The sequence below is a fragment of the Stagnihabitans lacustris genome (assembly GCF_025950525.1).
Taxonomy (GTDB): domain Bacteria; phylum Pseudomonadota; class Alphaproteobacteria; order Rhodobacterales; family Rhodobacteraceae; genus Stagnihabitans.
The window spans coordinates 1-22,076 of sequence record NZ_JAPDGS010000007.1 but is presented as its reverse complement, the minus strand read 5'-3'; the positions used below and the strand labels follow the sequence as shown (position 1 = coordinate 22,076).

25 protein-coding genes are annotated in these 22,076 nt (G+C 65.0%); 9 read left to right on the top strand and 16 right to left on the bottom strand.

Annotated features, from left to right (window positions below; genetic code table 11):
* Positions 1 to 75 precede the first annotated feature (75 nt).
* On the top strand, positions 76 to 606 hold the full coding sequence (locus NX862_RS15420) for an adenine phosphoribosyltransferase (protein ID WP_264494827.1): 531 nt from the start codon (positions 76 to 78) through the stop codon (positions 604 to 606).
* A gap of 492 nt (positions 607 to 1,098) precedes the next feature.
* On the opposite strand, the gene NX862_RS15415 is transcribed toward NX862_RS15420, so the two are convergent.
* The 13 genes from NX862_RS15415 to coxB form a co-directional block, all read right to left on the bottom strand.
* Positions 1,099 to 1,647 carry a hypothetical protein gene (locus NX862_RS15415; RefSeq protein ID WP_264494826.1) on the bottom strand — a complete coding sequence of 183 codons (549 nt, stop codon included), beginning with the start codon at positions 1,645 to 1,647 and terminating at the stop codon, positions 1,099 to 1,101.
* Complete coding sequence (locus NX862_RS15410) at positions 1,644 to 3,047, bottom strand: FAD-binding oxidoreductase (RefSeq protein WP_264494825.1); 1,404 nt, start codon at positions 3,045 to 3,047, stop codon at positions 1,644 to 1,646. The genes NX862_RS15415 and NX862_RS15410 overlap by 4 nt, the downstream gene beginning before the upstream one ends.
* A gap of 14 nt (positions 3,048 to 3,061) precedes the next feature.
* Positions 3,062 to 3,838, bottom strand: a complete 777-nt coding sequence (locus NX862_RS15405; RefSeq protein WP_264494824.1) for an MBL fold metallo-hydrolase — start codon at positions 3,836 to 3,838, stop codon at positions 3,062 to 3,064.
* Between the two features lie 34 nt (positions 3,839 to 3,872).
* Positions 3,873 to 4,448 carry a DUF1697 domain-containing protein gene (locus tag NX862_RS15400; RefSeq protein ID WP_264494823.1) on the bottom strand — a complete coding sequence of 192 codons (576 nt, stop codon included), beginning with the start codon at positions 4,446 to 4,448 and terminating at the stop codon, positions 3,873 to 3,875.
* Between the two features lie 235 nt (positions 4,449 to 4,683).
* On the bottom strand, positions 4,684 to 5,268 hold the full coding sequence (locus NX862_RS15395; RefSeq protein ID WP_264494822.1) for a GNAT family N-acetyltransferase: 585 nt from the start codon (positions 5,266 to 5,268) through the stop codon (positions 4,684 to 4,686).
* On the bottom strand, positions 5,268 to 6,527 hold the full coding sequence (locus tag NX862_RS15390) for a M16 family metallopeptidase (protein WP_264494821.1): 1,260 nt from the start codon (positions 6,525 to 6,527) through the stop codon (positions 5,268 to 5,270). The genes NX862_RS15395 and NX862_RS15390 overlap by 1 nt, the downstream gene beginning before the upstream one ends.
* Positions 6,524 to 7,924, bottom strand: coding sequence for a threonine synthase (gene thrC, locus NX862_RS15385; protein WP_264494820.1), 1,401 nt, complete (start codon positions 7,922 to 7,924; stop codon positions 6,524 to 6,526). The genes NX862_RS15390 and thrC overlap by 4 nt, the downstream gene beginning before the upstream one ends.
* Entirely contained in the window at positions 7,924 to 8,583 is a 660-nt protein-coding gene (locus NX862_RS15380) for an SURF1 family protein (RefSeq protein WP_264494819.1), read from the bottom strand. The genes thrC and NX862_RS15380 overlap by 1 nt, the downstream gene beginning before the upstream one ends.
* Before the next feature lie 158 nt (positions 8,584 to 8,741).
* Positions 8,742 to 9,596 carry a cytochrome c oxidase subunit 3 gene (locus NX862_RS15375; RefSeq protein WP_264494818.1) on the bottom strand — a complete coding sequence of 285 codons (855 nt, stop codon included), beginning with the start codon at positions 9,594 to 9,596 and terminating at the stop codon, positions 8,742 to 8,744.
* Positions 9,597 to 9,626: 30 nt separating this feature from the next.
* A complete protein-coding gene (locus NX862_RS15370; protein ID WP_264494817.1) occupies positions 9,627 to 10,196 on the bottom strand; it encodes a cytochrome c oxidase assembly protein in 570 nt (189 codons plus the stop codon).
* Positions 10,196 to 10,399, bottom strand: coding sequence for a cytochrome c oxidase system small membrane protein (locus NX862_RS15365; protein WP_264494816.1), 204 nt, complete (start codon positions 10,397 to 10,399; stop codon positions 10,196 to 10,198). Before NX862_RS15365 ends, NX862_RS15370 begins: the two co-directional genes overlap by 1 nt.
* Entirely contained in the window at positions 10,396 to 11,313 is a 918-nt protein-coding gene (gene cyoE, locus NX862_RS15360) for a heme o synthase (protein ID WP_264494815.1), read from the bottom strand. The genes NX862_RS15365 and cyoE overlap by 4 nt, the downstream gene beginning before the upstream one ends.
* 64 nt (positions 11,314 to 11,377) lie before the next feature.
* A complete protein-coding gene (gene coxB, locus NX862_RS15355) occupies positions 11,378 to 12,235 on the bottom strand; it encodes a cytochrome c oxidase subunit II (RefSeq protein ID WP_264494814.1) in 858 nt (285 codons plus the stop codon).
* Positions 12,236 to 12,476: 241 nt separating this feature from the next.
* Here coxB and tldD point away from each other — a divergent pair, with 241 nt between their 5' ends.
* Positions 12,477 to 13,898, top strand: coding sequence for a metalloprotease TldD (tldD, locus tag NX862_RS15350; protein ID WP_264494813.1), 1,422 nt, complete (start codon positions 12,477 to 12,479; stop codon positions 13,896 to 13,898).
* Between the two features lie 48 nt (positions 13,899 to 13,946).
* On the opposite strand, the gene NX862_RS15345 is transcribed toward tldD, so the two are convergent.
* Positions 13,947 to 14,804: a hypothetical protein gene (locus tag NX862_RS15345; RefSeq protein ID WP_264494812.1), complete on the bottom strand. Its 858-nt coding sequence runs from the start codon at positions 14,802 to 14,804 to the stop codon at positions 13,947 to 13,949.
* 121 nt (positions 14,805 to 14,925) lie between these two features.
* Positions 14,926 to 16,023 (bottom strand): redox-regulated ATPase YchF, encoded by a 1,098-nt coding sequence (gene ychF, locus NX862_RS15340; RefSeq protein ID WP_264494811.1) that lies wholly within the window; start codon positions 16,021 to 16,023, stop codon positions 14,926 to 14,928.
* A 132-nt stretch (positions 16,024 to 16,155) separates the two neighbouring features.
* Between ychF and trpA the strand changes: the two genes are divergently transcribed.
* Genes trpA through NX862_RS15315 form a run of 5 tightly spaced genes read left to right on the top strand, consistent with a single transcriptional unit; the run spans position 16,156 to position 19,967 of the window.
* A complete protein-coding gene (gene trpA, locus NX862_RS15335; protein WP_264494810.1) occupies positions 16,156 to 16,947 on the top strand; it encodes a tryptophan synthase subunit alpha in 792 nt (263 codons plus the stop codon).
* Entirely contained in the window at positions 16,928 to 17,368 is a 441-nt protein-coding gene (locus NX862_RS15330) for an MEKHLA domain-containing protein (RefSeq protein WP_264494809.1), read from the top strand. Before trpA ends, NX862_RS15330 begins: the two co-directional genes overlap by 20 nt.
* 39 nt (positions 17,369 to 17,407) lie before the next feature.
* Positions 17,408 to 17,977: a TMEM175 family protein gene (locus NX862_RS15325; protein WP_264494808.1), complete on the top strand. Its 570-nt coding sequence runs from the start codon at positions 17,408 to 17,410 to the stop codon at positions 17,975 to 17,977.
* On the top strand, positions 17,977 to 19,140 hold the full coding sequence (locus tag NX862_RS15320) for an alpha-hydroxy acid oxidase (RefSeq protein ID WP_264494807.1): 1,164 nt from the start codon (positions 17,977 to 17,979) through the stop codon (positions 19,138 to 19,140). The genes NX862_RS15325 and NX862_RS15320 overlap by 1 nt, the downstream gene beginning before the upstream one ends.
* Positions 19,137 to 19,967 carry an alpha/beta hydrolase family protein gene (locus NX862_RS15315; RefSeq protein WP_264494806.1) on the top strand — a complete coding sequence of 277 codons (831 nt, stop codon included), beginning with the start codon at positions 19,137 to 19,139 and terminating at the stop codon, positions 19,965 to 19,967. Before NX862_RS15320 ends, NX862_RS15315 begins: the two co-directional genes overlap by 4 nt.
* A 194-nt stretch (positions 19,968 to 20,161) precedes the next feature.
* Here NX862_RS15315 and NX862_RS15310 read toward each other — a convergent pair whose 3' ends face one another.
* A complete protein-coding gene (locus NX862_RS15310; RefSeq protein ID WP_264494805.1) occupies positions 20,162 to 20,623 on the bottom strand; it encodes an Lrp/AsnC family transcriptional regulator in 462 nt (153 codons plus the stop codon).
* A 150-nt stretch (positions 20,624 to 20,773) separates the two neighbouring features.
* On the opposite strand from NX862_RS15310, the gene cobA reads away from it, so the two are divergent.
* Positions 20,774 to 21,535 (top strand): uroporphyrinogen-III C-methyltransferase, encoded by a 762-nt coding sequence (gene cobA, locus NX862_RS15305; protein WP_264494804.1) that lies wholly within the window; start codon positions 20,774 to 20,776, stop codon positions 21,533 to 21,535.
* Entirely contained in the window at positions 21,532 to 21,834 is a 303-nt protein-coding gene (locus NX862_RS15300) for a DUF2849 domain-containing protein (RefSeq protein ID WP_264494803.1), read from the top strand. Before cobA ends, NX862_RS15300 begins: the two co-directional genes overlap by 4 nt.
* The last annotated feature ends 242 nt before the right edge of the window (positions 21,835 to 22,076 follow it).

The window sequence follows — 22,076 nt, the reverse complement described above, 5'->3', positions numbered from 1 at the left end:
GTTCGCGAAAATCTGGCTCATGTTCTGTCAGCTACCGCTTTGGTAAAAGCATCGCGAACCGCAAAAGGAAACCGAGTGAAGACCGTCAAGGACTATATCCGCACCATCGTCGACTTCCCGCATGAGGGGATCTTGTTTCGCGATGTGACCACGCTGTTTTCCGATCCGCGCGGGTTTCGCATGGCGGTCGACCAGCTTTTGGCGCCCTATGCCGGGTCGCGCATCGACAAGGTCGCGGGGCTTGAGGCGCGGGGCTTCATCCTGGGCGGGGCCGTGGCCCATCAGCTCTCGACCGGGTTTGTGCCGATCCGCAAGAAGGGCAAGCTGCCGGGCGCGGTGATCTCCGAGGCCTATCAGCTGGAATATGGCGAAGCGGTGGTCGAGGTTCATGACGACGCGCTGATGGCCGGCGAGCGGGTGCTTTTGGTCGATGACCTTCTGGCCACCGGGGGCACGGCCGAGGCCGGGATCAAGCTGATCGAGCGGCTGGGCGGCGTGGTCGTGGGCTGCGCCTTCGTGATCGACCTGCCCGACCTTGGCGGCAGGCGCCGGCTTGAGGCGATGGGGATGGAAGTTCACGCGCTATGTGCCTTCGAGGGGCTTTAGCGGCCCATCTGTTCAGGCCCGGGCGCGCCTTGCCCCCCAAGGCGACTGCCATGTGCGGGCTCAGGCCTTGCGGGCTCAGGCCTTGCGGTTGCGGGGCTGGCGGTTGCGGGGCTGGCTGTTGAGGGGCTGGCGGGCCATGGCACCGCCGAAACCTAAGGTTTACGACGAAATTTACCAGTTTCCGGGGAGGGGGGCGCGTTCGTTAACCAATCAGTAACCCGAATCGGAATAGTCATTGGGCATCCGGGATTACCCACCCGGACGGGCGCTGCTTGCAACACGTGACCCACCTACCCACCCCAGCGCCCTGTCGGCATATCCGGCAGGGCGTGCGGTTTTTTGGCTTGTGCGTCAAGGCTGGCTCTGCCGACTGCGCCGCCAGCGCCCCAAGGCCTGACGTCGCCCCGCCGACTGATGGGTCAGGACCTGGTCGCCAGACGGCCCCCGCAGGGATGACCCCACAGTCGGCAGCTCAACATCCCACCTTGAGCGCTATCGGCACAGTCGGCAGGACACCCCCACAGTCGGCAGGACCACGGGCCGAGGCAAGGGCGCAACGGTCCAGTCGGCAGAGCCCCAGAGGCTGCAACTCCACAGGCTACAGCTCCGATCGGCGCCCCAACCAGGTCCGACAGCTGACTGCCGCCCCCTGAACGACAAAAAGCCCAAGGCCCAGACAAAAAGCATCGGCGGCCAGACGAAGAACAAGGCCCCAATCACAGCACCGATGACCGAACCGATCCCCGGGGCCAGCATCGTTCCGCCGACGAAGCCTCCAAAGACCGAACAGAGCCACGCCGCCGCCAAAGCCCTGCTCCAACCGCCAGGCCCCGAGCGGCCGATCCAGCCGGACATGGCCACAGCAAGGATCCCCCCGCCTGCCCCTGTCCAGCCCGCGATCCAGAGTTTCACCTCGGTCGGATCCCCGGAGTTGGCCGTCATCTCATAGGTCAGGGCCACCAGGGCCCCTGCCGCGGCCACCATCAGGGCAAAGGTCAATCGCAAAAGCCAGGCATCAGGTTCTTGCGGCGCCGCGGTCATGATCTCAGAACGGCACCGGGGTTCATGATCCCCAAGGGGTCCAGCGCCGCTTTGATCGCGCGCATGGCGGCCAGTTTCGCAGGCTCCCCCCAGCGTTCCACGTCGGCGACCTTCAGCCGCCCCACGCCATGTTCCGCACTGAAGGACCCGCCACGATCCACCGTCATCTGGTGAACCAATTCCTGAACTTCACCAGACAAGGCCTTGAACTCGGAGGCTTTTCGCCCCTCGGGTGGGAAGACGTTGAAATGCAGGTTGCCATCCCCCAGATGGCCAAAGCAATTGATCCGGAAGGGCGCCACCGCCTGCAAGGCCGCTGTCGCCGCAGGAATGAAGCCCGGGATTTCGGACAGCGGCAAAGAGATGTCATGGCTGGAAATCGCCCCGATCGCGCGGTTGGCCAGCGGGATCGTCTCGCGCAGGTCCCACAAGGCCGCCCTCTGCGCCGAGGATTGCGCAATGATCCCGTCCAGCACCAGCCCCGCTTCGGCCCCCGCCTCATACAGCGTCAAAAGCGCGGCCTCGGTGTCTTGGGTCAGGCCCAGATCGACCAGCACCATCCAGTCGGGCCGATCGGCAAAGGGCTGGCGGATCTGCGGCATGGTCTGGGCCAGGAAGTCCAGCCCTTGACCCGAGATCAGCTCGAAGGCCGAAAGCCCCGGGCCGACCTGGTCCTGGGCCAGCGCCAGAAGTTGCAAGGCCTCGGCCGGGCCGGGCACGACCAACAGCGCGGCCCCCTCGGCGCGCGGCCGGGGGAAAAGCCGCAAGGACGCCGCCGTGATCACCCCAAGCGTGCCCTCGGACCCGATCATCAGCCCCCGCAGGTCATAGCCGGTGTTGTCCTTGCGCAGCCGCCGCAGCCCGTCCCAGATCGTGCCATCGGCCATCACGACCTCCAGCCCCAGACACAGGTCGCGCGCATTGCCATAGCGGACCACATTCACCCCGCCCGCATTGGTCGCAAGGTTGCCCCCGATGCGCGCCGTGCCCTGGCTGGCCAGCGACAGGGGAAAGACCCGGTCGACCGCCTCGGCCGCGGCATGGACCTCGGAAAGCGTCATCCCCGCCTCGACCAGCATCACGTTTTCCGATGGATAGACACCGCGGGTCCGGTTCATCCGCTCCAGCGAGAGGACCAGGGGCAAGGGGCCATCGCCCATGACCTGCCCCGCCACCAGCCCCGTCCCGCCGCCCCAGGGCACGATGCCCACGCGCGCGGCGGCACAGGCGCGCACCACCTCGGCCACCTCCGCGGTGCTGCGCGGACGCGCCACGGCGCCGGCCTGACCCGGCCATTTGCCGCGCGGTTCCTCCAGCCAGCGCGGCTCGGGCGCGGTCAGGATGTCGGGAAGGCGCGCCGCAAGGCTGGCCACGAAATCAGGAGAGCAAGGGTTCAGCATGGCGCCTTTTACCCTTAATCCCCCGGCGGGAAAAGGGCGGGCGACAAGATGATGATGCGCGGCTCTCCCAGTGTCTCGCGGGTCACGACCAGATCCGGGCCGGGCAAGCGCGTCACGGGCAGGTCTGGCATGGCGGCCAGAAAGCCCGCAAGCCCGGCCTCAGAGAACCAGTGCATCGGCAGGATGATGCGCGGATGCAGCGCGCGGATTTCGGCGGCCATGGCATCCTGGCTCATCGTATAGCCGCCATCGACCGGGGCCATCAGCACATCGACCCGTCCGATCATGGCGCGTTTGGCGGGCGACAAGGCCTGATGCAGGTGGCCCAGATGGACGATGCACAGCCCCTCGGCCTCGAAGATGAAGATCGAATTGCCGTCCTGCGCGCCCCCCTCGCCAAAGGGGCCGCGGGTGTCGGTGGTGACATTGCGCAGCCGCAAGGGGCCAAGGTCGATGTCCACGGCGGCGGGTTGGCCAAAGCTTCCCCAACCGGGCACGACCAAAGGGATGCGCGGGTCGGGGGTCGGGGTGAAATGCGTGTCGTGATAGTGGTTCATCGTCACCACACCCGGCACCGTATCGCCGATATCTCCGTTGTAATCCGTCACCGCCATCAGCCCGCCCGGTAGCGTCAGCGCGAACATCGCGTGATCCAGATAGCGGATCGCCACGCCCTTTTCCGGCGCATAGGTGGCGGGGATCACCTGGGGCTTCAGCCCGGACAGCGCAATGCAATCGGATTGCGCCAAAGCGGGTGCGGTCATCAGGACAAGGGCGGCCATCCAGCGCATGGCCCATCCTGCCATGCGCGGACGGCGGCGGCGTTCACCCTTGCGTGAGGCCGCCTTCCAATTCGCCCTCCAGATCGCGCCCCATTTCCAGCAGCGCAAGGCAGGTGCGCCAGTTGCGCGCCGTCTGGTCGCCCTTCAGGTGGCGCGGGACCTGAAGGGCCAGCTTGGACCGCCCCATGCCATGCGGCAGATGCAGGTAAAGCGCACCGGGAGCGGCGGTCAGCCCCTCGCCCTCGACCGCATGGGCCGAAAGCGCCCCGCCCAACACGGCACTCAACACGGCGCGGTGAAAGACGACATGGACCTTGGCCCCGTCCTGCGCCCCTTCGGCCTGCCAGGGACAGGCGGCCAGGATCGCCTGATACTCCGCCAAAGGGTAAAGGAAGACAGCAAGATCAAGGCCAAAGCGGGCAAGCAGGCCTGCGCTGATCGTGGCGGCAAGAGGCTCGGTCGCACCGGCCTTTGCGCGAAAGACTGCATTGCCGGATTGGATATGGCTGGCCACGCTCTCCAGCCCAAGATCCACCAGAAAGGCGCGGAAATCGGCCATGGGCAGACGCACGCCCCCGACATTCACCCCGCGCAACAGCAGAACGAAAACCTCCGTCATGGCCTGTCTTTCAAAGAACCTGTCACGACATGTCTTTCATACTGACCCAAATATCCACGGGGATTTTCAAGGGCTTTGCCATTGGTTTCGCCATTGGTTCAAAAAACCAATGGCATGGCGCCCCTTGAAGCGGGGGGTCCGGGGGGTATGCCATTTGTTTCGCCACTGGTTCGAGAAACAAGTGGCATGAGCCCCCCGGTGGGGCGACCGGGCGAAAGCCCGGGCGCAATCCCTCTTAGCCAATCTCGGTCCGCCCGCGCCGGTCATGGCGCAGGTTCGCGTAAAGCACGTGATTGCGCCAGCGCCCGTTGATCTGCAGATAGCTTTGCGCCACGCCCTCGTATTTGAAGCCGCAGCTTTCCAGCACCCCACGAGAGGCCGCGTTTTCCGGCAGACAGGCGGCCTCGATCCGGCTTAGGTCCAGGGCGGTGAAGGCGTGATGCACCATGCCGGTGATCGCCTCGCGCATGTAACCTTGGCGGGCGAATTCCGCACCGATCCAATAGCCCAGAGACCCCGATTGCACCGGGCCGCGGCGGATATTGTCCAGCGTGATGGCGCCCATCAGCCTTTGATCCCCGCGCCGCACCAACATCAGCGCCAGCGCCGTGCCCTGCGCCTCGGCGCGGGCCGCCCAATAGACGCGGTTGGTGAATGCCTTGCGGCTCAGGTGGTCTTCCGACCGCACCGGCTCCCAGGGGATCAGATGCGCCGCACTGGCCTCGCGGACCTGCGCCCAGCCGCGCCAGTCGCCATGGACCGGCAGGCGCAGCACCATGCGCTCGGTCTGGATGGCCAGCTTGCGGCGCAGGCCAAACATCAGGCCCGCAACCTCTCGCGGATCGCGTCCAACCCCGGCGCCGCCGCGACGGGACCGTAAAGCGCCAGGGCCGCAGGCGCCGTGGTCAGACGTTCGGCAAAGGCGCGGACATCGCCGAGGTTGACCGCGTCGATCTTGGCCACGACCTCTTCGACGCCGGGCACACGGCCATGGATCGCCAAAAGCCGCGCGATGCGTTCGGCACGCGAAGAGGCCGATTCCAGCCCCATCAGCATCCCGGCCTTCAGCTGCGCCCTGGCCCGCGCCACCTCTGCCTCGGTCATATCCTCGGCCGCACGTTTCATCTCGTCCACCGTCAGCGCGACCAGATCGCCGATCTCGTCCTCCGACGTGCCGGCATAGAGCGTGATCTGGCCCGCATCCTCGGAGGCGCCGGCCTGAGCGAAGATCGAATAGCACAGGCCGCGCTCTTCGCGGATTTTCTGGAACAGCCGCGAGGACATGCCGCCGCCCATCACCATCGCATAGACCTGCGCCGCATGAACCATCGGGTCGCGGTAGCCTGGGCTGTCGAAGGCCATGGCGAAATGGACCTGCTCCAGGTCCTTGACCTCGCGGCGTTCGCTGCCCGAAAAGCGCGCCGGTTCAAACCCCTGCCCCGGACGCGCGGCAAGGCCCGCAAACATCGTCTCGGCCTGTTTCACCACCGCGTCATGATCGACCGCACCCGCCGCCGCCAGGATCATGTTGCCCGGCGCGTAATGCTGGCCGACAAAGCCCTGAAGGTCGCCACGCCCAAAGGCGCCCACGCGTTCCTCCGGCCCCAGGATCGTGCGGCCAAAGGCCTGATCGGGATAAGACGCCTCATGCAGCCAGTCAAAGACGATGTCATCGGGCGTGTCCAGCGCCTGGCCGATCTCTTGCAAGATCACATGGCGCTCGGTCTCGATATCGGCTTCGTGGAAGGCCGGGTTCAGGACGATATCGCCCACCACATCCAGCGCGAGGCCGACATCCTCTTGCAGAACCCGGGCGTAATAGGCCGTCGTCTCGCGCGAGGTATAGGCGTTGATATAGCCGCCGACATCCTCGATCTCTTCGGCGATCTGCAGGGCCGACCGCCGCGCCGTGCCCTTGAAGGCCATATGCTCCAGGAAATGCGCGATGCCGTTTTGCTGCGGCGCCTCGTGCCGCCCGCCCGCCTGGACCCAGATCCCCGCCGAGGCCGATTTCAGCCCCGCCATATCCTCGGTCACGACCCGAAGGCCATTGTCCAGCGTCGTGAGCCTGACGGTCAAATCGCAATCCTTTCACGCACCAGCGCCATCAGCGCCTGAAGATCGTTGGGAACCAGCGTCACCCTTTCAGGGCGCTGGTAAAGGTCGGCCATGCGCGGCGGCAGGGGCGGACGGATGCCCGAGGCCTGTTCCACCGCATCGGGGAATTTCGCGGGATGGGCGGTGGCCAGAGTCACCATCGGGCCCCTGTTTGCGTCATGGGCGCCCATGTGGTCTTCGGCCACCTTGACCCCCACCGCGCCATGCGGGCACAGCAGCTGGCCGCTGTTGGCCAGGGTGGCGCGGATCGTGGCCAGGGTCTCTTCCTCGGAGCAGCGGCCCGAGGCAAAGGTGGCGCGCAACATCGAAAGCGCGCCTTGGGAAATCCGGAAGCCGCCGGATTTCAGCTCGCCCATCAGCGCGTCGATGGCCGCCCCATCGCGGCCATAGGCATCAAACAGCGCGCGTTCAAAGTTGGACGACACCGCGATATCCATCGAAGGCGAGATCGAGGGCCGCACGCCATCGGTCTTGTAGTCCCCCGAGCGCATGGCACGGTCCAGGATGTCATTGTGGTTGGTGGCGATCACCAGTTGGTCGATGGCCAACCCCATCTTCCGCGCGATATAGCCCGCGAAGATATCGCCGAAGTTCCCGGTCGGCACGGTGAAACTGACCTTCCGCGCCGGCGCCCCCAGGTTCACCGCCGCATAGACGTAATAGACCACCTGCGCCAGCACCCGCGCCCAGTTGATCGAGTTCACCCCCGCCAGCCGCACCCCATCGCGGAAGGCGAAGTCGTTGAACATATCCTTCAACCGCGCCTGGGCATCGTCAAACGACCCGTCAATCGCCAGGGCATGGACATTCGCCTCCGTCGGCGTGGTCATCTGGCGCCGCTGGACCTCGGACACCCGACCATGCGGATACAGGATAAAGACATCGACATTCGCCAGGCCCCGGAAGGCCTCGATCGCGGCCGAGCCCGTATCGCCACTGGTCGCGCCGACAATGGTGATCCGCTCGCCCGACCGCGCCAGGGCCGCCTGCATCATCTGCCCGATGATCTGCATGGCGAAGTCCTTGAAAGCCAAGGTCGGGCCGTGAAACAGCTCCAGCAGGAAGTGGTTCGGCGCGATCTGCACCAGGGGGGCGCGGGCGGCATGGCCAAAGCCCGCATAGGCCCGGGTCAAAAGCCCGCGGAACTCGGCATCGGTGAAGGTATCCCCGATGAAGGGCTTCATCACGGCAAAGGCCACGTCCTCATAGGACTGACCTGCCAGGGCGGCAAAGGTCTCGGGCGCGAACACCGGCACCACCTCGGGCACATAAAGCCCGCCATCGCGCGCCAGGCCCGTCATCATCGCCTGTTCGAACGTCAGAACCGGGGCCTGCCCCCGCGTGGAGATATAGCGCATCATCCTGCCCTTTGGTTTTGCCGCCTGATACGCCACATCCACGCCAGTGTCATCACGAACCAGACAAGGGCCAGCGAAAACCAGGTCAAAGCATAGTTCCAGTGGTCATTGGGGATAGAGGAGGTATCGACCGGCACCGCGACAATCCCGTCAACAACGGGTCCACCCGCGACAATAAGTGTCGGCTCGGCCTTCAGCGTCGCCGCCATCGCGGGAACATCACGGGCAAACCACAGGTCCCCATCGGGCGCGGGCGTGTAGCTGTCGGTCTCTTGCGGCATGTCCAGATTGCCAGTCAGGCTGATGCGCCCCGCCAGCGTCACCGTATCGCCCTCGGGCAAGATGCCAAGGTCAACCATGACCCGCCGCCCCTCGGTCTCCAGCACCGCAATCACCCGCCGCCCCGGCCCCTGACCGCGCAAACTGTCCAGCTTGTAGACCGCCTCGCCCGTCAGAACCCCCGCAACCGTCACGGCGCGGTAGCGATCCCCGGGCCCCACGACCGCGGGCAAAGCCACGGCGGCGGCGCCGATCATCGCCTCGATCTCGGCGATCTTGGCCTCTTTCAACGCCAGTCGCTGCAGCTGCCATGTGCCCAATGACACCAAGATCGCGACCCCCACGACACCAAAGACCAAAGGCCCGATCACCCGCCGCATCTTTCCTCCAAAGCAAAGGGCGCCCATCCCAGGCGCCCCGATTTCATCTGTTCAAACTGTCCACGGGGTTTCCAAAGGGGAGCGTGCTCCCCTTTGGCGCGGGGGTCCGGGGGGCGGCAGCCCCCCGGTGGGGCGACGGCGTCAGCCGGCGCAATCCCTCAGCCCTGGCCCCAGACATAGACGGCGGCGAAAAGGAACAGCCAGACCACATCGACGAAGTGCCAATACCAGGCCGCCGCCTCAAAGCCGACATGCTGCTCGGCCGTGAAGTCGCCCTTATAGGTCCGGATCAGGCAAACCGCCAAAAAGATCGTCCCGATAAAGACGTGAAAGCCGTGAAAGCCCGTCGCCATGAAGAACGAGGCGCCATAGACATTCCCGGCAAAGCCAAAGGCCGCATGGGAATATTCATAGGCCTGGAAGAACGAGAACACCCCGCCCAGGATGATCGCCAGCCACAGGCCGTTCTTGATGTCCTGACGGTTGTTGTTGTCATGCACAAGCGCATGGTGCGCCCAAGTCGCCGCAGCCCCGGAACACAGCAGGATCAGCGTGTTGATCAGCGGCAGGTGCCAGGGGTCAAAGGTCTCGATCCCGACCGGCGGCCAGACGCCGTCGATGATCGGCGAGGCCGGCCAGACCGCATTGCCATCGGCATCGACGATGGGTTCCATCGGATACATGCGGTGCTTGAAGAAGGTCCAGAACCAGGCGGCAAAGAACATGACTTCCGACATGATGAACATGATGAAGCCCATGCGCAGCCCGATCCGCACCACAGGCGTGTGATCGCCGGTGTTGGCCTCGTGGACCACCGCGGACCACCAGCCATACATGCAGAACAAGACGCCGACAAAGCCCGCCAGCATGACAAAGGGCGTGCCGCGCTCGCCGCCGTGGTTCATCCACACGACCGCGCCGTAAAGCATGACGAAGGCCGACAGGGCGCTGGCAAAGGGCCAGACCGAGGGCGGCAGGATGTGGTAATCGTGGTTCTTGGCGTGGTCGGCCATCGCTTCGGGCTCCCTCGTATCTTCTGGGTATCAGTTTACCGGCTTCGGGGCGGCAGGCGCAAGCGACGCCTCGGCCTCGGGCAGCGGAATTTGGTGGAAAGTATAGGACAAGGTGATCTCGGGAATGAATTTCGCCTCGCGGTCGCGGGCGATCTCGGGATCGACATAGAAGGTCACGGGCATCTGCACCGTCTGGCCAGGCTGAAGCACCTGTTCGGTAAAGCAGAAACACTCGATCTTGGTGAAATAGCCGCCCGCCTGGTCGGGGGTGACGTTATAGCTCGCTTGCCCCGCCACCGGGTGATCGGCGGTGTTGGTCGCCTCATAGAAGGCCAGTCCGGTTTCGCCGATCCGGATCTCCATCACGCGCTGCACGGGTTTGAAGACCCAGGGCATATCGCGTTCCTTGGAGGCATCAAAGCGGATGCGGATCGTCTGATCCAACACCTCAGAGGGGGCGACCTCGGACACGGCGGTCGTGCCGCCAAAGCCCGTCACCTGACAGAACCAGCGGTAGAAGGGCACCGCGGCAAAGGACAACGAGACCATGACCAGGGCCACAAGCGCAAGCCAGCCTGCCGTGCGGTTCCTGCGGTCCATCAGTTGCTTCCCTGCAGGGCGGCATCTTCGGGGGCGACCGCATGGCCTTCGCCGCGGATCGCCTTCATCGGATTGCCCTGCGTCACCTTTTCCACCGTCAGGAAGAAGGACAGGATCACGAAGCCGCCAAGGGCCACGGCAAGACCGAGGTTCCGGCTGAACCGGCGGCGGTGGATTTCGTGTTCGGGTTTGAAGAAACTCATGCCAGACCCCGCAGCATCGCTTCGACCATAAGCGCGCCGAAGTGAAGGAAAAGATAAGCCAGAGAGAAGGTGAAGACCCGCTTTTCGGTCTTGTAGCGGTCGGCGCCGGCCTGATCCTCGTTGCGCAGCCAGATGGCCACCGCGCCCAGGATAAAGCCCGCGTTCAGCACGGCCGAGGTCGCCAGATAGACCCACCCGCCGATCGAGGTGAAACCAAGCGCCAGCGCCAGCGGCGCCAGGATCAGCGTATAGGCCAGGATATGATTGCGCGTCACCTTCTTGCCATGCGTGACCGTCAGCATCGGCACCTTGGCCGCGTCGTAATCGGCGTTCATGAACAGGGCCAGCGACCAGAAATGCGGCGGCGTCCAGACGAAGATCAGCGCGAACATCAGCCAAGCCTCGACCGAGATGCTTCCGGTCGCGGCCACCCAGCCGATCATCGGCGGAAAGGCCCCGGCCGCGCCGCCAATGACGATGTTCTGCGGCGTCGAGCGTTTCAGCCACATCGAATAGACGACGACATAGAAAAAGATCGTAAAGGCCAGCAAGGCCGCCGCAAGGGCATTGGTCGCCAGCCACAGCATCACGACCGAGATGGCCGACAGCGCCATGCCAAAGCCCAAAGCCTCACCGGGGGCGACCTTGCCTGCCGGGATCGGGCGGCGGGCGGTGCGCTTCATCACCGCGTCGATATCGGCATCCCACCACATGTTCAGCGCGCCCGAGGCCCCTGCCCCCAGCGCGATGAACAGGATGGCGGTGAACCCCGTCACCGGCGCCAGATGCACCGGCGCCACGATCAGCCCGACCAAGGCAGTAAAGACCACCAGCGACATGACCCGCGGCTTCAACAGCTGCAGGAAGTCATTCGCGCCGGGTTCGGCGGACGTGTCGATCTGGGTGTCGGTCATGGCTTGGCCCCTTCAAGACGACAGGCCCCCCGTGCGGAGGGGCCTGCCCAAAATGTTCAAAGGCTCAGTTCGAAGCCAGCTGGTAGTTGCCGCCCTTGGCGCCCTCGACCCATTTGGCATAGGCCTCTTCCGAGACAACCTTGACCGCGATGGGCATATAGGCATGGCCTTGGCCGCACAGCGTGGTGCATTGGCCGAAATAGATGCCCTCTTGCGTCGCCTGGAACCAGGTCTCGCCCAGACGGCCCGGAACGGCCGAGTGCATCACGCCAAAGGCCGGAACGGCCCAGGCATGGATCACATCGGCGCCGGTCATCTCGACCTTGACGATCTTGTTGACCGGAACCACCAGGGCGTTGTCGACCGCCAGCAGGTAGTCGGACTGCGCATAGCCCGCGGCCTCCAGTTGATCCCGCTCCAGCAGCACGGAGTCGAAGGCGACGCCGGCATCGGGGTATTCATAGGACCAATACCACTGGTTGCCCGTGACCTTGACGGTCAAATCGGCCTCGGGGATCTCGACCTGGTTGAACAGCGCCGGCAACGAGAAAGAGCCGATGAACACCAGAACCAGGATCGGAACCAGGGTCCATGCCACTTCCAGCGGCGTGTTGTGCGTGAACTTGGCCGGGGTCGGGTTCGCCTTGGCGTTGAACCGGACGATGACCCACAGCAGAAGGCCGCAGACAAAGACCGTGATGGCGCCGATGATCCACATGACCATGTGTTCCAGCGCCTGGGCCTGGACGGCGACAGGGGTAGCGGCGGGTTGGAAGGCGGTGCCCATGGGCACCGGCACGCCGATCTTTTCCAGCGCCTGGGCAAAGGCGCCGCCGGCGCTCAGGGCCAAAGCACTTGCGGCCAAAGCACCGAAGGCCATACCGCCAAAGAACTTCCCGCGAAGCGAGGTCTTGAAGCTCATATCAAATTCCCGTTCCCTGCGCGGCGCTTTCGCCGCCTCTTGGGACCCTGCCCCTGACGGACAGAATCCAACTCTTTCCCGAAGTGGTGAAACCATATCGCCGCTTTGGGGGCAAGCGAAACGTGGGGCGCTGCGCCTTGAAATCCAGCCCATTTTCCCCATGCCTTGCGGTTTTCCCCCGGCCCCCCTAGCTATGAGGTCAAAGGGGCCGCATCTGCCCCGCCATGGAAAGCCCCAGATCATGACCGAAGCCCCCTTCCGCCCTTTCGAGACCCATCTTGACGAGGGCGCCGCCCTGGCCCTTCTGCGCGAGGCCGTGGCGGGGGCGGATGATGGCGAACTCTTCCTGGAACGCCGCCGGTCAGAGGCTTTGGTGCTGGATGACCGGCGGATCAAGACGGCCAGCTATGATGCCTCCGAAGGGTTCGGCCTGCGCGCTGTGCGCGGCGAGGTGGCCGGTTACGCCCATGCGACCGAGGTGTCGGAGGCCGCTTTGCGCCGCGCCGTGGGAACCGCGCGGCTGGCGGTGGGGGCGGGCGGCGGTGTGCTGGCTGCGGCGCCTCCGGGGACGAATGTGAAGCTTTATGGCGACCGCGACCCGATGGAGGACGCGGTGTTTGCCACCAAGATCGACATCCTGAAAGAGATCGACGCCTATGCCCGCGCTTTGGACCCCCGCGTGATCCAGGTGTCGGCGACCATTTCGGCGGGCGTGCAAGAGGTGGTGATCCTGCGCCCCGAGGGCGGCCTTGTCAGCGATTTCCGTCCGATGGCGCGGCTGAATGTCTCGGTCGTGGTCGAAGAGGCCGGCCGCCGCGAACAGGGCGGCACCGGGGCGGGCGGGCGCCATGGGTTGTTGCAACTGATGGAGCCCGCCTTCTGGCAGGCGCAACTGCGTGAGGCGTTGCGGATCGCGGTGGTCAACCTTGGCGCGGTGCCTGCGCCTGCGGGGGCGATGGATGTGGTCCTGGGGCCGGGCTGGCCGGGGATCTTGCTGCACGAGGCCATCGGTCACGGGCTGGAGGGCGATTTCAACCGCAAGGGGACCTCGGCCTTTGCGGGGCTTTTGGGGCAGCGGATTGCGTCGAAGGGCGTGACGGTGCTGGACGACGGCACGATCCCGGATCGGCGGGGGTCGATTTCGGTCGATGACGAGGGCACGCCCTCGGCGAAGAATGTTCTGATCGAGGACGGGATTCTGGTGGGCTATATGCAAGACCGCCAAAATGCGCGGCTGATGGGGGTTCGCCCCACCGGGAACGGGCGGCGCGAGAGCCACGCCCATATCCCGATGCCGCGGATGACGAACACTTATATGCTGTCCGGGAACGAAGAGCCCGAAGCCATCGTGGCCTCGCTGAAAGACGGCATCTATGCGGTCGGCTTCGGCGGCGGCCAGGTGGATATCACCAATGGCAAGTTCGTTTTCTCCTGCACCGAGGCCTACCGCGTGAAGAACGGCGTCATCGGGGCTCCGGTCAAGGGCGCCACCCTCATCGGGGATGGGGCGACGGCCTTGAAGGGCATCCGGGCGATTGGCAATGACCTGTCGCTGGACCCCGGCATCGGCAATTGCGGCAAGGCCGGGCAATGGGTGCCGGTTGGGGTGGGGCAACCGACGCTGATGATCGGCGGGCTGACGGTGGGCGGCGCGGGGGGGTGAGCGGTGCGCTAAAGCGCAAACTACGCGGGCGGCGAGGCAAGACAGGACTTAAGGTTGCGGCAGCCAGTCGGGCCAGTTGACCTCCGGCATCGACAAGTCAGGGAGCGCGATATCCGGCCAGGAAATATTCGGAAGGTCGGGCATTTGGACTGGCAAGGAGGTCAGCACGGCCTGTGACGCCTCCCAGGCCCGCGCCGGGCTGGACTTCACCATCTGCCAGATTTCGTCCACGCTCGGCACCTTCATGCCGCAGACCTTGCTCGTCTCGGCTCCCGTCGCTTCGGTCGGCACAAGCGCCAGCTGAAGCGAGTCCAACTCTTTCATCAGATCACAAGTCATCGCCAAGTCGAGCCCGACATCGGCCACCGCGACCGCCGTTCCTGCATAGGGAATCGCCTTGCCGACCAGCGAAGACAACTTGTCACCCGCCCAACGCGCCATTTGCCGCCGCGCCACCGTCCCGAAACGCAGAACCACCTCCCGTGCCCTAAGCCAGGCTCGCGACACCACGGCAAGTTCCGCCCTGACTTGACGCAACTCGATGTGACGGGCGACGAGCTTGCCATAGTATTCCTTGGCCTTGAGCGTCTGCAGCGCGAGGGCTTTGGTCAGGCGCGCCTCTCGCACGGTGCTGGCTGCCAGCTTCTCGGCGATGCGGGCCTCGCGTGCCGTGGCCTGGGCCAGCTTGACCTCTGCCTTTGCGGCCCGGGTGCTGGGCAGGTCGATCCCGCTTATCGCGGAAATGCCGTTCCCGACAGCGGAGGCAACCTCTCCGCCGATCCAGAAAGCGAGATTCAAAGAGAGCGAGATCAGGAAGAACACCAAGAAAAGGTATCGCCCGACGCCTCGTGCCAATTCAGCCGTGATTTGAAAGGCCCAATGCACCATCCCGCCTGAACGCTGCATGGCTCTCTCCTCAAATGAACTTCGGACGAAGGCTAAGTCCCAATGTACGCCGCCGCAAACCAAAACGGCCGCCCCATCGGAGCGGCCGCGTCACCTCGTAGGGTGCGCTTCACCCCACCGCTTACGCGTTGAACAGGAAGTGCAACACATCCCCGTCCTTGACCTCATAGGTCTTGCCTTCGACACGGAACTTGCCGGCCTCCTTGGCGCCCGCTTCGCCCTTGCCGGCCACGTAGTCGTCATAGCCCACGGTTTCCGACCGGATGAAGCCCTTCTCGAAATCGCCATGGATCACGCCAGCGGCTTGCGGCGCCAGCGTCCCCTTGGTGATCGTCCAGGCGCGGGCCTCTTTCGGGCCCACGGTGAAATAGGTCTGCAGGCCCAACAGCGCATAGCCCGCCTTGATCAGGCGATCCAGACCCGCCTCGTGCAGGCCCATTTCCTCCAGGAACATCACCGCGTCGTCGGCGGGCATCTGGGCCAGTTCTTCTTCGATCCGGGCCGAGATTACAACGGTCCCCGCGCCTTGCGCCCGCGCCATCTCCGCCACGCGGTCGGACTGAGAATTGCCCGTCGCGGCCTTGGCCTCTTCGACGTTGCAGACGAACAGCACCGGCTTGGAGGTCAAAAGCATCAACTGCCGCCAGAGGCGCTGATCGTCCTCGGCCACCTTCACGGTCCGCGCGGGCTTGCCCTCGTTCAGCACGGCCAAAGCGGCGCGCAACAGCCGATCTTGGTCCAACGTGTCCTGATCGCCGCCGCGCAGCTTTTTGCCCAAGGCGGTCAGGCGGCGTTCGATGCTTTCCATATCGGCCAGCATCAATTCGGTTTCGATGGTCTCGGCGTCGGCGACCGGGTCGATGCGGCCCTCGACATGGGTGATGTCGCCGTCTTCAAAGCAGCGCAGCACATGGGCGATGGCGTCACATTCGCGGATATTGGCAAGGAATTGGTTGCCCAGGCCCTCTCCCTTGGACGCGCCGCGCACGAGGCCCGCGATATCGACAAAGGTCATGCGCGTCGGGATGATGGTCTTGGACCCGGCAATCCCCGCCAACACGTCCAGGCGCGCATCGGGGACGGCCACTTCGCCCACATTGGGCTCGATCGTGCAAAAGGGGAAATTGGCCGCCTGGGCCGCCGCCGTCCGGGTCAGCGCGTTGAACAGCGTCGACTTGCCGACATTCGGCAGACCCACGATCCCCATCTTGAAACCCATCACATTCCCCTTTGTCCCGCTGTTGCCCCGCGCAATAGGCGCGCGGGCGCTGCGGGTCAAGCCCGCCTGCGCCTTGCCTTTCGCGTCGCCCGCGTGCAAACCCTGTGGCCAAAGACCATTGGGAGGCCAATCATGACCCGAATCGACGCCAAATTCGCCAGCCTGAAGGCTGCGGGGAAAAAGGCCTTCGTCACCTATATCATGGCGGGCGACCCCGATGAGGCCACGACCCTGGCCGTGATGCAGGGCCTGCCGGGCGCTGGGGTCGATGTCATTGAACTGGGCCTGCCCTTCACCGATCCGATGGCCGATGGCCCGACGATCCAGCTGGCCGGTCAACGCGCGCTGGAAGGCGGCATGACGCTGGACAAGACGCTGGCCCTGGTGCGCGCCTTTCGGACGGGTGACAACACGACGCCCATCGTGCTGATGGGCTACTACAACCCGATCTATTCGCGCGGTGTGGACCTTTTCCTGACCCAGGCCAAGGCGGCCGGGATCGACGGGCTGATCATCGTCGACTTGCCGCCCGAAGAGGACGACGAACTGTGCATCCCCGCGCAAAAGGCCGGGCTGAACTTCATCCGGCTGGCCACCCCCACGACCGATGACAAACGCTTGCCCAAGGTGCTGCAGAACACCTCTGGTTTCGTCTATTACGTCTCGATCACCGGGATCACCGGGGCCGCCGCCGCCCGCCCCGAGGACGTGGCCCCCGAAGTCGCCCGGATCAAGCGGTCGACCGACCTGCCGGTCATCGTGGGCTTTGGCATCAACACCCCCGAAAGCGCGCAATCTATCGCTGCGATTGCCGATGGCTGTGTCGTGGGCTCTGCCATCGTCAAGCAGATCGGCGAGGGCAAATCCGCGGCCGAGGTCCTGGCCTTTGTCAAATCGCTGGCCGATGGCGCGCACAAAGGGTGAAACGGGGGCTGATCCGGACCCCGGCTATGCGGCGATCCTGGCCGCAAGCCATCTGGCGCTGACGGGGGGTGTGATTTCACCCTGGCAGGACCCCTGCCCCATCGTCTCCCATGGCACCCAGGCCGACCCGGTCTTTCGCTGGGCCAATCCGGCGGCTCTGGACCTGTGGGAGACCGATTGGGCGCGCTTCACCGCCCTGCCCTCGCGCCTGTCCGCCGAGGACGACCCTTCGATCCAAAGCGACCGCAGCCGCTATTTGGCCGAGGCCGCGGACCGGGGCTTTGTCAGCGACTACCGCGGCATAAGGATATCAACCGAGGGGCGGCGGTTCCGCATCAGGGCGACGATCTGGACCGTGAAACAGGGCGCAATCCTGATGGGCCAGGCCGCAAGGATCACCGCGGTAGAGAGGCTTGATTAACCACGCCTTCCCGGTCAATCTGGTCCTCGGGGGTGCCGCATGACCAAGGGACGGATCGAGGCCTTTTCGGACGGCGTCATCGCCATCATCATCACGATCATGGTGCTGGAGCTGAAGATCCCGCATGGCCATGACATGTCAGCCCTGCTGCCCCTGCTGCCGGTCTTTTTGTCCTATGCCCTGTCCTTCGTGAACGTCGGCATCTATTGGAACAACCATCACCACATGTTCCACGCCGTCTCTCATGTCGGCGGCTGGGTGCTGTGGGCGAACCTCAACCTGTTGTTCTGGCTGTCGCTTTTGCCCTTTGCCACGGGGTTCATGGGGGAAAACGACTTCGCCCCGGTGACGGTCTTCGTCTATTGCCTGGACCTGTTGCTATGCGCCCTGTCCTATCTGCTGCTGGAGGTGGCGCTTTTGACCCAGCATGGCCGTGACAGCGCCTTTGCTCGGGCCATCGCCAAGGGGGTCAAGGACAAGGTGTCCTTTGCGCTTTACCTTGGGGCGCTGGTGGTCTCGACCTTTCAGCCCTTTGTGGCGCTGGGGATCGTGGCCCTGGTGGCCGCGCTCTGGATCGTCCCCGACCGCCGTTTTGCGAAAGCCCTGTGATGCCGCCGATCACCTGTATCGAAGACCTGCGCCAGATGCACCGCCGCGCCGTGCCGCGGATGTTCTGGGACTATTGCGAAAGCGGCAGTTACACCGAACAAACTTGGCGCGACAACGAAAGCGACTTTGCCCGCATCCGCCTGCGACAACGCGTGGCGCGCGACCTGTCGGGCCGCAGCACCGCCATGCCGATGCTGGACCGGATGCCGGTGATGCCGGTGGCGCTGTCGCCTGTGGGGTCCTGCGGGATGCAAGCGGCGGACGGAGAGATCAAGGCCGCGCTGGCCGCCCGCGATTTCGGCGTGCCCTTCACCCTGTCGACCTTTTCCATCTGTTCGATCGAGGACGTGGCCGAGGCGACCCGCGCCCCCTTCTGGTTCCAGCTTTACGTCATGCAGGACGAAGATTTCGTCGATGGCCTGATCGAACGGGCACGCAAAGCGGGGTGTGATGCGCTGGTCATCACGCTGGACCTGCAGATCCTGGGGCAACGCCACAAGGACATCAAGAACGGCTTGACCGCCCCGCCCAAGCTGACGCCGCGCAACCTGCTGGATATGGCTTTGCATCCGCGCTGGTCGCTGCAGATGCTGGGGACCCATCGCCGGACCTTTCGCAACGTGGTGGGCCATGCCAAGGGGGTCCATTCGCTGCAGGCTTTGAACGATTGGTCGAACAAGAACCTGGACCCGCGGCTGGACTGGGACAAGGTGCGCAAACTGCGCGACAAATGGGGCGGCAAGGTGATCTTGAAGGGCATCCTTGACCCCGAAGACGCGCTTGCGGCGCTGGATGTGGGGGCCGATGCGATCCTGGTGTCGAACCACGGCGGGCGGCAACTGGATGGCGCGCTGTCGACCATCCGCGCGCTGCCGGGCATCGTTCAGGCCGTGGCGGGGCGGACCCAGGTTTTTCTGGACGGCGGCATCCGCTCGGGCCAGGACGTGCTGAAGGCGCTGGCCCTTGGCGCCGATGGCACCTTCATCGGCCGCAGCTTTCTGTATGGGCTGGGCGCGATGGGGCAACAGGGCGTGACCGAGGCCCTGAGCGTCATCCACAAGGAAATGGACACGACTTTGGCTTTGTGCGGGGTGCAACAGGCGCGGGATTTCGGGCGCGACCATGTGTTGGTCCCCGAGGGTTTTTCAGGGAAATGGGAATGATCGAGACGCTGTTGAACACCACCGTGGCCGGCCAACGCCTGCAAGGGACGCTGTGCCTGCCCCAGGGCGGGCCCGCGCCTTGCGTGCTGATGCTGCATGGCTTTACCGGGTCGCGCGACGAACAGGTGATCGCGGGAGTGGGTGAGGGCGTCTTTTCCCGCACCGCCCGCCGCTGGGCCGCGCGCGGCATGGCCTCCTTCCGCATCGACTTCCGCGGCAGCAGCTTCCTTGGCGGCGGCTCTGACGGCGATTTCGCCGATACGACTTACGAATCCCAGATTGCCGATGCCCATGCCGCCTGGGCCGCGCTGGAGGACGACCCCCGCGTCACCCCCCTGGCCGTGCTGGGCTGGAGCCAGGGCGGCCTGGTCGCGGCCTCTTTCGCCGGCCGCAGCCACAAACCACGCGCCACCGCACTTTGGGCCGCCGTGGCCGATCCGCGCGAAAGCTTCGCCGGGCTTTTGGGGGCGGATGGGCTTCAGCGCGGCCTGGCCGAGCCCGGGCCGCACCGTGTCGACCTGTCCTGGGGCAAGACCGTGCATCTGAAGCGCCCCTATTTCCAGGGCGTGATGAACAACCGCCCGACCGAGGAAGTCGCCCATTACCCCGGCCCGCTTTTCGTGGCCCATGGCACCCGGGACGAGGCCGTGGCCCCCCAGGCCGCCGACCTTTACCTGGCCGCCCACAAGGGGCCGCACCAATCCTGGATCGCCGAGATGGATCATTCCTTCAACGCGACCCAGGGCGCCGAGATGCTGGATAGCCTGGCCGATGCCACGCTGGATTTCATAGTCAAATCAACCGGCCAAGGCGCAAGGCTCACCTGAAAGGCCACCTTCCGGCGCCATGGGCACGTGCCGCCAGGCCCAACCCCACCTGAAAGCCCCCCCGCCTGCACGGATCACCCCAGACGCGCCCTTTCATACTTGCCCAAATACTCCCTTGCGCACGGCACAAACACACCCGCTGCTTTCAATTTGGCCGAAACACCCACCTTGCGACAGCACCGCAAAGGCGCCGTTCACAGGGGCAGCGCGGTCGTCATCTTGATCTCTTCCATGCTTAGCAAAGCCGTGACGTTATAGATCTTCACCTCGGCAATCAGCGCCTGGTAAAAGGCGTCATAGGCGCGGGCGTTTTTCACCCAGACCTTCAGGATATAGTCGACGTCGCCTGCCAGCCGATGCGCCTCCAGCACCTCTGGGCGGCGACGCACGACATCCAGGAACCGCTTCTCCCAGCCCAACTCATGTTCCGAGGTCCGCACCAGGACAAAGAAACAGGCCTCCAACCCCAGCCCCTCGGGGTCGCAAATCGCCGTGGTGCGCTTGATGATCCCGGCCTCGCGCATCCGCTTGATCCGGTTCCAGACCGGCGTCTTGGACGATCCCACCTTGCGGGCGATCTCGTCCAGGCTCTGCTCGGCATCGACCTGCAATTCGGCCAGGATCTTGCGGTCCAACTCGTCCACTTGGGCAGCCATTCCAAATCCCCCCGGTTTCACGGAACCGTATTCTGCCCGCAAACCTCTAGTAAACGAACTTCCTTATTGTCCAGAGCCTATGGCGCAGGCCCGGGAAATTATTCTATATACCGCCGCAACAGAAGCCGCCGCGAAACCTTGGGACTGCCCATGACCGACCTGCCCCCCCGCGCGCTGTCGCCCGTCACCTTCATCGGTGCCGGACCGGGGGCGGCTGCGCATCTGACGCTGGGGGCCTTGGCGGCCTTGCAGGCGGCGGATGTGGTGATCCATGACCGGCTGGTCGGGCCCGAAATCCTGGCGCTGATCCCCACCACGGCGCAAAAGATCGACATGGGCAAAGAGGGCTTTGGCGCCCACACCCCCCAGGCCGAGATCAATGCGGCGCTGATCCTGCACGCCCGGGCCGGCCTGCGGGTTGCGCGGCTGAAGGCGGGGGATTGCGGCATCTTTGGCCGTCTGGACGAGGAAATCGAGGCGCTAGAGGCCCATGGCCTTGCCTTCACCATCCTGCCCGGCCTGACCGCCAGCACGGTCGCCGCCGCCGAGATCGGGCAAAGCCTGACCCGGCGCGGTCGCAATGCCCAAGTGCGGATTGTCACCGGTCATGACATGGCGGGCTTTGCCGAACAGGATTGGCATGGTCTGGCCGCCGTGGGTCAGGTCGCGGCGATCTATATGGGCAAGAAATCCGCCCGCTTCGTCCAGGGCCGCCTGATGATGCATGGCGCCGATCCCGCCACCCCGGTGACGCTGGTCGAAAACGTCTCGCGCCCCGATCAGCGCGTGATTGCCGCCACGCTGGCCACCCTGCCCGAGGCAGCAAGCCGCGCCACGGGCCCCGCCGTCATCCTTTACGGCCTCGCGCCCCGCGAAGCCCTGTCCTTCTCCTTGCAAGAGGCCCTGCCATGAGCCGCCGTTTCACCCCCAAAGTCGTCACCGCCAACCGCCTGCGCGAAGGCGATGTGGTCTATCTGAACGCGGCAGGCGAATGGACGCCCCATCACCACGAAGCCGCGCTGTTGGAGGACGAGACCCGGGCCGCCGAATTCCTGGCCCTTGCCGCCAAGCAGCCGCTGTATGTCGTGGGCCCCTACCTTGCCGATGCGCGTCCCGGCGCGAAGGGTCCCGAACCCACCCATTTCCGCGAAGAGTTCCGCACCCGTGGCCCGTCGAACTATGCCCATGGCAAACAGGTCGATCTGACATAAACCCGGGGTATACCCCGGGCTACGCAGCGTCGCGCAAGCCCCGGGTTCTCATCCGGCACGACCCGAACATCCGCTTAGCCCGGGGCCCATACCCCGGGATCTCCCCAAAAGCCCGCGCCAAAGAGGCAAGCCATGTATTCCTATTCCGAATTCGACGAAGCCTTCATCGCCTCCCGCGTGGCGCAGTTCACCTCTCAGGTGGAACGGCGGCTGGATGGCTCGCTGACCGAAGACGAATTCCG